Here is a 13,747-nt window from a genome sequence, read left to right as displayed (position 1 = left end):
ATCCACTAGGGTATGACTACTCGGCGGAGGTGGATCTGAATTGCACGCCTTCGCTATGAGTGATTTTGACGAAAAGGGGTTCCATTACGCTCCTCTGCACGGCGATCACGAATCTGATGCCTTTCCTGCTCTGTCGGGGGAGATGGCCAGCAACCTGAAGGCAACGTCGATTGCAGCGCTGTGCGACCTGGATGGCAACCCGACGGATAATTCGCGGCCGAGCATCAGCGTGAAGATCACACAGTGCATTTTGATGAGCGATGGGTCGATGATCAGTTTGGATCTGGGCCGTGGATTCACTGCCATATCCCATGGGCCCGGGCCTGCTAGGTGGAGACAATCGTCGGATGCACTGATTAGTGAAATTCTTGATCTGGTGAGGGTTGATGATCCCGAAAAGCCCGGGGAGCATCCGTGGGAAGAGATTGCTGCAGCAGCCCGAAGCCGTGGTATCGATATTGATGCTGAAACGTTGAAAGAGATGCCTTACCAGGTCTTGCTCAGTGACAGGGTGATCCGGGCGTTTGAGATCTAGGTGTAGTTCCCCGTGAGGTTGTGAACACGATCTGACGGAGTAAGACCACCGATCCCAGTGTGGGGTCGATGATGATTATAGTGATGAAGCCAGGCGCTGTAGGCTGCGGCCCTGGCTTCCTCGCTGCCATAAGCCCACGCGTACGCCCATTCCTGAACCAGTATCCGATTGAACCTTTCAACTTTTCCGTTGGCTTGCGGTCTGTACGGCCTGTTGCGCCGATGATTTACACCCAGCACCAGCGCCTGGGCGAACGCAATGGAACGGTAGTAGGAACCGTTATCGGTCATCACCTCGGTCACCGCGATGCCCGCTGCTGCGAAGAAACCTCGGGCTCGTTCCCAAAACCCAGCCGCGGTTTCCTTCTTCTCGTCATTGAGGATCTCGCAAATAGGCCAACCTCGAATAGTCATCGACCGCGTGATGCAGGAACAGGTAGCCCCGTGATGCCGCGGCGCCCTGGCGTGCCGCGCGGTTCCGCGCGTTGCTGGCCTGACGGTCTTGGACAGATCCGCGCCCATCGGCGCGCCAGCCTCCGCCCTCTGGGATGCGGCCCAGTTTCTTGATGTCCACATGCACCAGCTCGCCAGGTGCCTGCTTCTCGTACCGCACACTGATCGGCTTGCGCACCGGCAGCCCAGTGGCCTGGTCCAGATGCGCCAGCTTGGGCATCCGGTAGCGGGTCAGGACGCGTTCGACGGTGCTGCGGGGAATGCCGAGGTGGTAGCTGATTCGGTGTGGTCCCCATTGGCGGTTGAACCTCAGGGAAATGATGCGGTGTTCGCGCTTGCGGCATAGTCGTGTCGGGCAGTGCTGGGGGCGCGAGGAGCGGTCGTCGAGGGATTCGTTGGCGTGGTATCTGGCCGCCCATTTCGAGGCTGTTGCCGGTGAAACCTGGAATCGTTCGGCGGCGCGGCGGATGGGCCAGTGGTTATCGATGATCAAGGAAGCTAGGCGTCGTCTTCCTTCGGGCGTCATTGGTGCGTTAGCGTGGGACATGAAGACCTCCGTGCACGATGGTGAGTGTGGTAACCCACATCCTGCCGGAGGTCTTCTTCATCCTCTAGTGTTCACAACGTCCCGAGGAACTACAACTAGGGCGAGGATTTCGCTTGTACTGGCGATGGTTGCCTTTTCAAACAAGGCGTGGTCAATGGTCATCGTGTTGAAGCACGAAGACCTTTCCACGCGGGCGAGGTTCAGCATGCGCTCGGTGCCTTCGGGAAATTCTTGCGGCGCTGCTCGGAACCTTGTGAGATCGACCGTCGGAGATAGCAGGCTGCCAAGTGAATCGCCTTTCTAGAACGATGAACGGCAACGCTGCCGAAACTGCCTAGGCGTTTCATTGAAGTCATTCATGAAGTGCCTGTTGAAGTTGGACAAATTCGAGAATCCCACGTCAAAGCATATCTCTGAGATGCTCCTGTCTGTCCTTTCCAGCAAGCGCTTGGCATGGGCCAGGCGCAGCTTTCGCACCAGGTCGCTGAAGTTCTGTCCGATCGCACGCTTGAAGTGCTTCGAAAACATCGGCGGAGTCATGCCCGCTACAGCGGCCGCCCCGGACATCGAGATTTCTCCGGCGTGGTTGTTGAAAATGTACTCGAGCACTTGTTCCACGGCCCTTGCAGAGTGATCGTCGAGTTGCGGCCGAAACCAGCTGTCGGCCAGGCTGCGACGATCTTCGGGCGGGGAGTTAACCAGGATTGCGAAGAGCCGAAAGAGGTGCATCAGCCTTTGAGCGCCCGAAGACGTTCCGATGGCCTCGATCTCTACGGCAGCTGCACTCGACGTAACACCTGAAAATTGGATACCTCTCGCGGCATCGTCCAGCAGCGTCTTGATCTCCGCGATTTCCGGAATGATGGCCGCTGCTCCTTCGATCAAGGAAGGATCGAATTGGATGACGACATCCCGGCCCTCCACGATCTCTCCGGGCGCCAGATCGCTGACCCAATCGTGCGGCAACCCCGAACCGATCAGTGCCACGTGTCCAGCTTCGAAAGTCCCGATGTAGTTTCCGACAATGAACTTTCCTGTGCCTTTGCGGATCAGGTGGATTTCATACTCGGGATGGTAATTCCAGCGTGCGAGCGGGCTGGGATAGTCGTGCACATGCCAGCGTACGCATGAGCTTGGATCCGGCGGGATGACCTCCCTGTTGGCCTGCATGCCAACCAGTTCTTCGGCAAGCCTGGCCTGCGCCTCATTCTTGGGTGTGATCGGCATTACGCGACTCCAGATGTATGCATGAACTTTCACCAATTTCGAAAGCGTATTCCCAAGGATACTGTGTGCGGTTCAATTTCATGCCGGCAAAAAAGTATCAGAAATTGGCAATGAACGATCTAGTTGAGTCGTAGGTCATAACCCTAAGCTTGAGAAGCCACATTCCGGGAGCACCCGGTTTGGAGGTTCGCGCATGAGCCACTCGACAGACTTTCTGGCGAGAGCCGGCAGTGCATCAACACAAGAATTTTAGGAGTCCGCCATGCAGCCAAAAACACGCTTCACCGCGGTGGCCGCGAGTGTAATAACGCTGTCTGTTTCCCTCACCGGGTGCGCAGGTGCGGGCGGTGGCCCGGCCCAAGGTGGCAAGGACAGCATCAACGTCCTCATGGTGAACAACCCGCAAATGCTGGATCTGCAAAAGCTCACTGCCGAGCATTTCACCAAGGAAACCGGCATAACCGTGAATTTCACGGTCATGCCGGAGAACGATGTCCGGTCCAAGATCACCCAGGAATTTTCGTGGCAGTCCGGGCAGTATGACGTCGCTTCGCTGTCGAACTACGAAATTCCGTTCTTTGCCGAAAACGGCTGGCTGGCACCTCTCGACGAGTCGGTAGCTGGAAGAGCCGATTTTGACCAAGACGACATTCTTCCTGCCTATACCGAATCCCTGACAGGAACCGATGGCCATCTGTATGGGGAGCCCTTCTACGGAGAATCGTCACTGACGATCTACCGCAAGGATCTCTTCGAGAAACACGGGTTGAAGATGCCGGACAATCCCACCTGGGATGAAGTCGCGGAATTGGCCGAGAAAATCGATGAAGGCGAACCCGACATGAAGGGCATCTGCCTGCGCGGCCAACCAGGCTGGGGCCAAGTATTCTCGCCGTTGACCTCGGTGGTAAATACCTTTGGCGGCACCTGGTTCGACAAGGATTGGAATGCCCAGGTTAATTCCCCGGAGTTCACCCAGGCAGTTACCTTCTACACGGATCTCGTGAGAGAACATGGCGAAGCGGGTGCAGCCCAGGCTGGATTCGCAGAGTGCCTGAATAACATGGTCCAGTCGAACACCGCCATGTGGTACGACGCATCATCGGCCGGTTCGATTCTGGAAGCTGATGATTCTCCGGTGAAAGGCAAGCTCGGCTACGCACAGGCACCGGTCAAAGAAACTGAACATGCCGGTTGGCTTTGGACCTGGTCATGGGGAGTCCAAGCGGCATCCGAAAAACAAGATGCAGCCTCCGAATTTGTCGCCTGGGCAAGTTCGAAAGAATATGAAAATTTGGTAGCTGACGAGTTGGGATGGGCATCGGTTCCGGCCGGCAAGCGCAGTTCGACCTATGAACAGCCTGAATACCAGAAGGCGGCGCCGTTCTTCGACGCTGAACGCGAAGCGATTCTCAACGCCGACCCGAAAAATCCAGGGGTTCAAGAACGTCCATATGTGGGTATCCAGTTTGCTGGCATTCCCGAATTCGCGGACTTGGGAACCTTCGTTTCCGAAGACGTATCCGCGGTGATCGCCGGCAAGACCAGCGTCGAGAAGGCCCTCGATAAAGGCCAGAAACGCGCCGAGCGCATAGCCGCAACGTACCGCGATTGATACCAAATCCTATCGAGCTGACCGCAAGGCGCGGCTAATCAGCTGGATCCTCACTAGGAGCACAAATACGATGTCGTATGTCAGCACGGCCATGAAACCCAAGTCCACTTTGGGTGGCCCCGGAACAGATCAGCGCAAGAAATCGCCTGCCGCCGCATGGGCACGACGGGCACCATTGCTGCCCGCCCTGATCTTCGTAATCATCACCACCCAGTTGCCCTTTGCCGTCACTCTGGTGATTTCCTTCTTCAACTGGAACAGCCTGAGGCCCAACGATCGAGGTTTTGCCGGGCTCTCCAATTACATTCAGGTATTTGCGGACCCTGGGCTTCGCCACGCGGTTTGGGTGACCATATTGCTGACGGCGTCCGTGGTTCTTATCAGCCTCGTTACCGGGTTGCTGATTGCCCTGCTGCTGAATCAGAAGTTCTTCGGGCGAGGGCTGGTGCGCACCTTGCTGATCGCCCCATTCCTGGTAGTTCCGGTCGCTGCCGCGCTGATCTGGAAGCACGCCATCCTGAACCCCGTCTACGGCTTGATCAACGGCATCCTGACCGGGATCTGGGAGCTCTTTGGGAGCCAAAATCCGCCGCAGATGGATCTGCTCACCGATCAGCCTTTGGCCGCGATCATTGCGTCGCTGGTTTGGCAGTGGACGCCGTTCATGATGCTGATCTTGCTGGCCGGTTTGCAGTCGAGGCCCGCTGACGCGATCGAAGCGGCGCAAATGGATGGTGCCAACGCTTGGCACGTATTCCGCTACATCACCCTTCCGCACCTGCGCCAGTACCTGGAACTCGGCGGCTTGCTTGGAGCGATTTATATCGTCCAGAACTTCGATGCAGTGTTCACGCTGACTTCGGGCGGCTTGGGCACGAGCAACCTTCCGTACGCCGTGTACAAGACGTTCAATATCGCTAATGAATAGGGCGTGGCCTCGGCCGCCGGTGTTGTAACCGTGGCCGGCAGCTTGATCGTGGCGACTTTTGCCCTGCACACCGTATTTTCCATCTTCAAGAAGGAGGCCGCGCGATGAGCGTTGCGACCAAACAACTTCGACTGTCTCCAAAGCGCAGGCTCAAGAATTCCGGGCGCCGGAATCCACTCGGTGGCCTCATTGCGTGGATTACAGCCCTGCTCTTTGTTTCCCCGGTCCTATGGATGATGATCACCAGCTTCCATTCCGAGGCCGATGCGGCAACAAACCAGCCGTCGTTTTTCGCGCCACTGACCCTGGACGCCTATGCCCAGTTCTTTGGAGCGGCCTCCGGTGCCAACCCCTGGCCGCCACTGATCAATTCAGCAATGGCCTCGGTCTTCTCTACGATTCTTGTGTTGCTTTTGGCAATGCCAGCGGCCTACGCGCTGTCAATCAAGCCGATCAAGAAGTGGACCGACGTGCTGTTCTTCTTGCTGTCGACCAAGATGCTGCCCATTGTGGCCGCCGCGTTGCCACTGTACATATTTGCCAATTTCTCAGGGATGCTCGACAACATCTGGTTCCTGATCATCATGTACACCTCGATGAACCTGCCGATCGCAGTCTGGATGATGCGTTCCTTCCTGGCTGAAGTTCCTGTGGAGATGCTCGAGGCGGCTCAGCTGGATGGTGCCGGGCTGATTCGCACCTTGAGCCAGGTGGTAGCCCCCGTGGCGACTCCAGGAATCGCAGCTACCGGATTGATCTGCTTCATTTTCTCGTGGAACGAGCTGCTGCTGGCCCGAGTGCTTACCGGAGTTGTTTCTGGAACAGCGCCAGTATTCCTGACAGGTTTCGTTTCAAGCCAAGGGCTCTTCCTGGCGCAATTGTGCGCCGCCTCGGTAGTTGTTTCATTGCCGGTGCTGATCGCTGGATTTGCCGCCCAGGACAAGCTGGTCCAAGGTCTTTCCTTGGGCGCAGTGAAGTAGCCAAAGATCTTATCTTGCATATCGAAAGGAAATTCCTCATGGCAAGTCAAACTGCAGTCTCATCTGAACGTGGCAATCAAGCATTGCCGGCCACCATGCGCGCGGCGGTTCTCCAAAGCCAGCATGAAATGACCATGGAAACCCTGCCCCTGCCCGCACTGGAACCCAATCAGGTTCTTGTGCAGGTTTCCGCAGTCGGCGTTTGCGGAAGCGATGTCCATTATTATGAACACGGTCGTATTGGCGACTACGTGGTGGATCACCCGCTGATCCTTGGCCACGAGCTCGCCGGAAAAATCGCGGCGGTCGGCAGTTCTGTTGACAGTTCCCGGATTGGCCAAAGGGTGGCCGTCGAACCGCAGCGCCCATGCCGAACCTGCGCCCAGTGCAAGGCGGGGCGGTACAACCTTTGCCCCGACATCGAGTTTTACGCGACGCCGCCTGTCAACGGCGCATTTTGCGAATTCGTCACGATTGAATCGGATTTTGCCTTCCCGATTCCTGACAGCATCAGCGACGAAGCTGCTGCCCTCATCGAGCCGCTATCGGTGGGGCTCTGGGCTTGCGAGCGTGCCGGCATCCGGCCAGGGAGCAGAGTGCTCATTGCAGGTGCCGGACCGATCGGCGTCATCGTCGCACAAGCGGCGAGGGCTTTCGGAGCGAGCGAAATCTACATTAGCGATATTGCAGAAGAACGACTTGAATTTGCGCTTGAACATGGCGCGACCAAGGCCCTGAACGCTGCCACCGATTCTGTCGAGGGGCTGGATGTGGACGCGTTTATCGATGCCTCTGGCGCACCATCCGCAGTCCGGTCAGGTATCAAGTCCGTTGCTCCTGCCGGGCATGTCATTCTCGTTGGCTTGGGTGCCGACGATATCGAACTTCCCGTGTCCTATATCCAGAATCGAGAAATCTGGCTCTCCGGCGTCTTCCGCTACACCAATACATGGCCGTTGGCTATCGAGCTGCTGGAAGCTGGCAAAGTGGACCTGGACATCTTGGTTACCGGCCGATATTCATTGAGCGAATCCGAGCAAGCACTGAAATCCGGAAAGCAACCAGGACAGCTCAAAGCAGTCGTATATCCGGGGCGCTAGAAGCTGGCTACGGGTTAAAGACGTGGTGGATGCGTGGACGACAAGCTGCGCTCACGAGAAGTCTGCAATTGGATCCCCACGACCATGGGAAAACCCGCCTCGCGGGCAATCGCGAACGGCACCTGAAACGATGCACGTTGCCGCGGCCTCATGGCTGAATGAAAAGAATGTATGGAAAGGACGGGGCAGTGTTGCCAGCGGAGGAAAAATCTTCAATCTCGGTTCAAGGCACCCTCATCTCTATCGTCGGTGAGTCTCTTGTAGATGTTATTGCCACGGCTTCAGATGGGGGCGCCGGGGCGAAATACCCTGGCGGCAGCCCGTTAAACGTCGCGGTGGGCACGGCTCGTTTGGGACTGCCTACGAAGTTGGTGACTCAATTCGCCCCCGACGAGCACGGGCAATTGATCCAGGACCACTTGGAATCCAGCAACGTGGAAGTGAGCAATTTCGGATTGGAAAGAACTTCGGTGGCCGAGGCCTCGATCGGCTCCGGTGGATCGGCCGACTATGACTTTTCAATCGAGTGGAACCTGGGCACCGGAAAGCGGCAATTAGGCACCGAGGTTCGCGGCAGCATGCATATCCACACCGGTTCGATCGCGAGTGCAATGATGCCGGGAGCAAACAGCGTTTTGACTGCCATCGCTGAATGCCGCGGAGGCAGCACCATCAGCTACGACCCGAATTGCCGTCCAGCCTTATGCCCTGATGCCAGCCAGGCCAGGAGGCAGGCAGAACTTTTCGTGCAGGAAAGTGACCTGGTGAAAGCCAGCGACGAAGACTTGGCGTGGCTCTACCCGGATCGCACACCGGAGGAAACCATGGCCGCTTGGCTGGAGCTCGGACCGGCTTTTATCGCCATGACTCGTGGCGATGCCGGTACGGTGTTCCTCTCCCGGCAAGGGCGGGTGGACGTTGGCGGTGAGAAAATTGCTCTCGCGGACACTGTCGGGGCCGGAGATTCCTTCATGTCGGGACTCCTTGCTGGGCTCGCACAGCTTGGTGCGCTTGGGGCCGAGGCAAGGCCAGTCTTGAATGCCTTGACTTTGGATCAAGCTCGCGAGGTTGTTTCATATGCCAACCGGGCTGCGGGCATTACCTGCTCGCGCGCTGGGGCCAATCCACCGAATGCGGATGACCTTGGCATGCTGCTGGGCAGCTAGCCGATCGCGCCTAGCGAGGTGCCTGCTCATAGCGGCCAGGTTCGACATTCGAACCGGGCCGCTTGGTTCTTTTAGGCAACCGGATCCCAGAGCCGCCGGGATTCCAGGTACCAGAAGTAGGCGAATAGCCCGATCTGGAACCACTCGACGATGAACAGGGCTTCGTCAACGCCAGCGACAAGCAGAATCGGCCAGGCGACCAAGCCCAGCGCCATCAGTCCCAGGATGATCCGATAGCGGTTCGGGGAACCGCCGCTGGTGTCTTGATGGCACATTGGCGCGTGGCCCAGATGGCTGGCAATGGCGATGCCCATGGAGAAGATCAACAAGAACGCAGCGCTGGCATGAACCCAGGCGAAGGTTTTTCCTTCGAAGGCACGCCAGATCAATAGCAGGATGAAGACCGCGAGCAGGCCGGTGCTGATCCATCCCAAGGCCCTGGTCAACGCGCTGTGCATGAGCGCTTTGTGCGGCCAGTTGCTAGTTCTGATGCCCAGCCAGACGAATGCGGCGCTAACGATCAATACGGCAACGATGGCTACGCGGACCGAAAGGATCAACTTGCCCTGTTCGGCCGGTGCAAGCGTGGCCAGGGTTTCGCCCAGCCTGGTGGGAACCAGCGCGACAAACATGGCGTAGAACCCGGCCAGATTCAGCGCATAGTCCTCCAGGGCTTCGCCGCTGTACACCACCAGCAATGCTCCGGTAGTCACGAGCATGGCGACAAACAGGTCTCGCGCTGGGCCCAAGTAGTAGGAGCTGAGCGAGTCTTCGATCCGCTGGTTGACGATTCCGTAAATGACGATGGCCACCACCAAAAGCAGGGGAACGACGAGCAGCATGAGGCGCACGTAGCGCAGGGTATCGCGACCTTGGAAGCGTTCAGCAGGTGGGAGCATATCAGCATTCTGTAATGCGGGCACTGGTTTTGGGAAAGAGGCTTGCCCAGCCAGGAAAGATCTTCAGCGAATTCGATGGTTTAGGACTTGGCCATTATCCGCTGGCCTGGCTTGTGGAAGCCTGCGCATCCATCCGCAGCGAATATTGCAGCAAGCCAAACTGTCGGTATCGATTGACATGATCATTGAAGAGTCAATAAAGGCTCCGGTTGCACCTGGGGCTGTCATCCGTTTAGGTCAATCGTCATCGCAGAGCGTTGTGTTCTGCCGTCACTCGAAGGAAGCACTCATGAGCATCCATACACCGATGGATCCCGGAACTCCGATTCCGTCTCCATCCCCGAAGTCCACCGCTGGACGAGGCCTGGGCATCGCGGCCCTGGTGATCGCAATTGTTGCGCTCGTCTTGTGCTGGGTCCCGATCGTCAACAACGTTGCAGCCATCCTGGGCGTTGTCGCACTCGTCTTGGGCCTCGTATCCCTGGTCATCGCGCTCAAGCGCAAAGGCAGCAAGGGACTGGGAATCGCTTCAAGCGTTATCGCCATTGTTGCCATTGTTTTGGTGTTTGTCACCCAGTCCTTCTATGTCAAGGCCATCGACGAGGTCACCAGTGGCATCGAGGATGCTGCCGATGGTGAAGTTGCCGCTCCGGCTGAAGTGGTAGAACAGGCCGAGGACGAATCCCAGGTTCTTGCCCTCGGCGAGGCCGCGACGGTCGGCGACTACTCGGTCAACGTCAGCACGGTGAACCTGGATGCTGGCAAGGCGATTGCCAAGGTCAATGAGTTCAATGAGAAGGCGAAGGGCCAATACGTGCTCGTCGATATTTCCGTCGTCTACAACGGCGATGAAGAAGGCGATGCCTGGTTGGACTTGAACCCGGAACTTGTTGGTTCAGACGCGAGCATTTATGACACCAGCACCGCCATGGTGGTGCCGGCCAAGCCGGCAACGGATGCGCCTACGCTGTCCAAGGGCGGCAAAGCCAGCTACCAGGTGGTCTTTGACGTCCCCGCAGAAGCCGTGGCTGACGCCAAGATCAGAATGACCGAAACCATGTCCTTCAACGACGAATCGGTGCTTTGGGCGACTAAATAACCCAGCGTAAGCAGCGCACGCAACTCAGGCCCCATGCCCCGATAACGGGTTATGGGGCCTGGGCTTTTAATGCATCCGAAAACGATGTGATCAGCGCGATCCTCATGCCCCGATTTGAAGCGAACTTGGACTCGGGCCCATCCGGGGTCGACCTGGTGATTACCGCCAAGGATGCGATCGATGTTCAAACGCCCAAGGGCAAAGTGCCGGCCAAAACTGCACGAAGAGCATCACTGAATGTGGTTCCGGTGGTGGCGCTCGCCGGAACATTGGGCAGGGGCTGCCGCGACGTGCAGGACATCGGCATTGGCGCCATTGCATCGATCAGGCCGATTCCGGTGACGTTGCAGGAAGCGGCGGCTCGACTGAGCCCGCGCGCTGCGTGGTAGCTGGGATACACCTCAGGCGTGCTGATCGCCCTGGTTATTGGGGCTGGTCAACACGCCTGGCGGTGGTCTGCCGGAGCCTAGAACTGAATGGCGGCTACGGCTCGAACAGCGCGAGCTGCTTCGGCGCCCTTCTTGAGGAAGTGCTCGAAGTAGAAGTTCTGGTGCTCATCGTTGGAGTGGAAGTGGTGCGGGGTCAGGCTGACCGAGAAGGTTGGCACATCGGTATCCAGCTGAACGCGCATCAGTCCGTCGACCACTGCTTGGGCAACAAAATCGTGGCGGTAGATGCCGCCATCGACGACCAGCGCCGCAGCGACAATCGCATCATATTTTCCGGTCTTGGCCAGGCGCTGCGCCTGCAATGGCATTTCGTAGGCACCTGGAACGCTGATGGTTTCGATGGTGTACTCGGTCCCGGAGGCGTCCATGTCTGCGGTGAATCCGGCTAGTGCCTGATCGACGATATCTGCGTGCCAGCTGGCCTTGATGAAGGCGACCTTCAATGGGTTGCTCATGAATTTCTCTCTATTCCTAGTCTTAAAGTTCAGTTCCTATGGCCCTAGCCTAGTGACCAGCGACCAGCTGGCTTAATAGCCCGGCGAAACGGCGTAACTATTACCGTATTTAGCGCCAGCCGAGTTTCGGGGCGACGTGGGTGAGGATCGACTCGATGACGTGGGCGTTGTACTCGACACCCAGTTGGTTGGGAACGGTCAGCAATAAGGTGTCGGCCGCAGCGATGGCTTCATCTTCGGCCAGCTTCTTGGCCAGTTCATCAGGTTCGCCGGCATAGGACTTTCCGAAGACCGCACGGGTTTTCTCATCGATATTGCCGATCTGATCCGAGCTGTAGCGGTCGCGGCCAAAGTACTGCCAGTCCCGCTCGTCGGTGAGCGCAAAGATGCTTCGGCTCACCGAGACGCGTGGTTCGCGCTCGTGGCCGGCTTCTTTCCAGGCATCGCGGTAGAGCTGGATCTGCTCCGCCTGCTGGACATGGAAGGGCTTTCCGGATTCGTCATCCTTCAACGTGGAGCTTTGCAGGTTCATGCCCAGTTTGGCAGCCCAGACGGCGGTGGCGTTGGATCCCGAACCCCACCAGATCCGATCGCGCAAAGTCTCCGAATGCGGTTCGATGCGCAACAGGCCCGGCGGGTTGGGGAACATCGGATTGGGGCTTGGCTGGGCGAACCCTTCGCCGGAGAGGACTTCGAGCAGGCGCTCGGTGTGGCGCCGGCCCATATCCGCATCGGACTGACCGTCTTCCGGCTCGAATCCGAAGTGGCGCCACCCGTCGATGACCTGCTCGGGCGAGCCGCGGCTGATGCCCAGCTGCAATCGGCGTTTGGAAATCAGGTCGGCAGATCCGGCGTCCTCGGCCATGTACAGGGGATTCTCGTAGCGCATGTCGATCACGCCGGTGCCAATTTCAATGCGATTGGTCCGGGCGCCGATGGCGGCTAGTAGCGGGAACGGCGAGGCATATTGCTGAGCGAAGTGGTGCACCCGGAAATAGGCCCCATCCGCGCCGAGCTCTTCGGCGGCGACCGCGAGGTCGATGGCCTGCAGCAGCGCGTCCGAGGCGCTGCGCGTGCCGGACTGGGGATGGTCGGTCCAGTGACCGAAGGACAAGAATCCGATGTTCTTCATACTTGAGCCAACAAGTAGTTTCGGACGCTTATTCCTGCCCTAGCGGTGTGCGAGCTGCTCGGAACGAGGCGAAGGGGGAATGATTTCGCTCGGCTGGTTGAGTGATGACCAGATGCTATCGAGCGACAGGTTCAGCACGGTCGCCACTGCGGCAATGGTGGAAAATGCCGGGGTGGCTACCCGGCCGGTTTCGATTTTCCGCAGGGTTTCAGGGGAGAGGCCGGCTTCCAGGGCAACATCGAGGATGGTGCGTTCGCCGCGAGCGCGTCGCAGGATGGACCCAAGGACCTTCCCTTGTTCAAGTTCTTTGGCGGTGAGCGGTAATCTGACCATAAGAAAATTATAGTACCGGTACTATATGACCGGTATAGTTATTGGCATGATTGAAATTCTCACACCTGCAGAAGTTGATCGGGCCCGCGATACCGGGGCGCTGGTCGGAACCATACTTGCGACGCTCAAGCAGCGGGTCAAGGTCGGTACGAACCTGTTGGAGATTGATGCCTGGACCAAGGAGATGATCCTGGAAGCAGGCGCCGAGTCCTGCTACGTGGATTACGCTCCCTCCTTTGGCAACGGCCCGTTCGGGCACTATATCTGCACCGGAGTCAATGATGCTGTGCTGCATGGCCTGCCCCGCGACTACGCCTTGGCGGAGGGAGACCTGCTGAGCTTGGACTTGGCCATCAAGCTGCGCGGATTTGCGGCGGATGCAGCGATCAGCTTTGTTGTGGGTTCCGAGGGAACTGCCGAAGACCGGAAACTGATCGAAACCACCCAGCGTGCACTGGCGGCAGGCATTGCAGCGGCTTCACCGGAGGCAAAGATCGGCGATCTTTCCTACGCAATGGGGGCGGTGCTCAAAGCCGCTGGCTACAAGGTGAACCTCGAATTCGGCGGTCATGGCATTGGTTCGACCATGCACCAGGACCCGCATGTTTCCAACGACGGCCGCCCTGGCCGAGGCTACAAGCTGCGTGCCGGGCTGTTGCTGGCATTGGAACCATGGGTCATGACGAATACCAACAAGCTCATCATGGACAAAGATGGCTGGACATTGCGCAGCTCCACCGGATGCCGGACCGCGCATACCGAACACACCATCGCCATCACCGAAACCGGCGCAGAAATTCTGACCCTGCCTCGCGCCTAGATCCACCAGG

At 58.1% G+C, this 13,747-nt stretch carries 13 protein-coding genes and 2 pseudogenes; 9 read left to right on the top strand and 6 right to left on the bottom strand.

The features are described 5' to 3' along the window. Positions 1–55: 55 nt before the first annotated feature. Positions 56–535, top strand: a complete 480-nt coding sequence (locus H6F58_RS05040; RefSeq protein ID WP_146277950.1) for a hypothetical protein — start codon at positions 56–58, stop codon at positions 533–535. Here the strand turns inward: H6F58_RS05040 and H6F58_RS05035 are convergent. Together H6F58_RS05035 and H6F58_RS05030 are read right to left on the bottom strand one after the other, a co-directional pair. After that, a pseudogene (locus H6F58_RS05035) lies at positions 532–1,534 on the bottom strand (IS481 family transposase). The gene H6F58_RS05040 and the pseudogene H6F58_RS05035 sit on opposite strands and share 4 nt — an antisense overlap. A gap of 300 nt (positions 1,535–1,834) precedes the next feature. After that, complete coding sequence (locus tag H6F58_RS05030; RefSeq protein ID WP_146277951.1) at positions 1,835–2,761, bottom strand: AraC family transcriptional regulator; 927 nt, start codon at positions 2,759–2,761, stop codon at positions 1,835–1,837. A gap of 262 nt (positions 2,762–3,023) precedes the next feature. Here H6F58_RS05030 and H6F58_RS05025 point away from each other — a divergent pair, with 262 nt between their 5' ends. The 5 genes and pseudogenes from H6F58_RS05025 to H6F58_RS05005 all read left to right on the top strand — a co-directional run bounded on the left by H6F58_RS05025 (position 3,024) and on the right by H6F58_RS05005 (position 8,550). Continuing rightward, a complete protein-coding gene (locus H6F58_RS05025; protein WP_195181257.1) occupies positions 3,024–4,376 on the top strand; it encodes a sugar ABC transporter substrate-binding protein in 1,353 nt (450 codons plus the stop codon). A 70-nt stretch (positions 4,377–4,446) separates the two neighbouring features. After that, positions 4,447–5,412, top strand: a pseudogene (locus H6F58_RS05020) (sugar ABC transporter permease). Further along, positions 5,409–6,284 (top strand): carbohydrate ABC transporter permease, encoded by an 876-nt coding sequence (locus H6F58_RS05015; protein WP_195181256.1) that lies wholly within the window; start codon positions 5,409–5,411, stop codon positions 6,282–6,284. The pseudogene H6F58_RS05020 and the gene H6F58_RS05015 overlap by 4 nt, the downstream one beginning before the upstream one ends. 38 nt (positions 6,285–6,322) lie before the next feature. Further along, a complete protein-coding gene (locus H6F58_RS05010) occupies positions 6,323–7,384 on the top strand; it encodes an NAD(P)-dependent alcohol dehydrogenase (protein ID WP_146277953.1) in 1,062 nt (353 codons plus the stop codon). A 188-nt stretch (positions 7,385–7,572) separates the two neighbouring features. Then, complete coding sequence (locus tag H6F58_RS05005) at positions 7,573–8,550, top strand: carbohydrate kinase (RefSeq protein WP_348536370.1); 978 nt, start codon at positions 7,573–7,575, stop codon at positions 8,548–8,550. A gap of 71 nt (positions 8,551–8,621) precedes the next feature. On the opposite strand, the gene H6F58_RS05000 is transcribed toward H6F58_RS05005, so the two are convergent. After that, positions 8,622–9,449, bottom strand: coding sequence for a hypothetical protein (locus H6F58_RS05000; protein ID WP_146277955.1), 828 nt, complete (start codon positions 9,447–9,449; stop codon positions 8,622–8,624). A gap of 289 nt (positions 9,450–9,738) precedes the next feature. Here H6F58_RS05000 and H6F58_RS04995 point away from each other — a divergent pair, with 289 nt between their 5' ends. Both H6F58_RS04995 and H6F58_RS04990 read left to right on the top strand, forming a co-directional pair. Continuing rightward, positions 9,739–10,548, top strand: coding sequence for a DUF4352 domain-containing protein (locus tag H6F58_RS04995; protein WP_060700998.1), 810 nt, complete (start codon positions 9,739–9,741; stop codon positions 10,546–10,548). 104 nt (positions 10,549–10,652) lie between these two features. After that, the gene (locus H6F58_RS04990; RefSeq protein ID WP_084793364.1) at positions 10,653–10,937 is read left to right on the top strand and encodes a glycerate kinase; all 285 of its coding nucleotides are present in this window, start codon (positions 10,653–10,655) and stop codon (positions 10,935–10,937) included. Between the two features lie 77 nt (positions 10,938–11,014). Here the strand turns inward: H6F58_RS04990 and H6F58_RS04985 are convergent, their stop codons facing one another. The 3 genes from H6F58_RS04985 to H6F58_RS04975 form a co-directional block, all read right to left on the bottom strand. Continuing rightward, positions 11,015–11,452 carry a 6,7-dimethyl-8-ribityllumazine synthase gene (locus tag H6F58_RS04985; RefSeq protein ID WP_060701000.1) on the bottom strand — a complete coding sequence of 146 codons (438 nt, stop codon included), beginning with the start codon at positions 11,450–11,452 and terminating at the stop codon, positions 11,015–11,017. A gap of 109 nt (positions 11,453–11,561) precedes the next feature. Next, positions 11,562–12,584 (bottom strand): LLM class flavin-dependent oxidoreductase, encoded by a 1,023-nt coding sequence (locus H6F58_RS04980; RefSeq protein WP_146277958.1) that lies wholly within the window; start codon positions 12,582–12,584, stop codon positions 11,562–11,564. Positions 12,585–12,623: 39 nt separating this feature from the next. Continuing rightward, positions 12,624–12,917 (bottom strand): helix-turn-helix transcriptional regulator, encoded by a 294-nt coding sequence (locus H6F58_RS04975; RefSeq protein WP_146277959.1) that lies wholly within the window; start codon positions 12,915–12,917, stop codon positions 12,624–12,626. A 46-nt stretch (positions 12,918–12,963) separates the two neighbouring features. Here H6F58_RS04975 and map point away from each other — a divergent pair, with 46 nt between their 5' ends. Beyond that, the gene (gene map / locus H6F58_RS04970) at positions 12,964–13,737 is read left to right on the top strand and encodes a type I methionyl aminopeptidase (protein ID WP_146277960.1); all 774 of its coding nucleotides are present in this window, start codon (positions 12,964–12,966) and stop codon (positions 13,735–13,737) included. Positions 13,738–13,747: the final 10 nt, after the last annotated feature.

The sequence above is a fragment of the Glutamicibacter sp. FBE19 genome (assembly GCF_015524875.1).
Taxonomy (GTDB): domain Bacteria; phylum Actinomycetota; class Actinomycetes; order Actinomycetales; family Micrococcaceae; genus Glutamicibacter; species Glutamicibacter halophytocola.
Note: the sequence above shows the minus strand (reverse complement) of the source record. Positions and strands in the feature narration are given on the sequence as shown.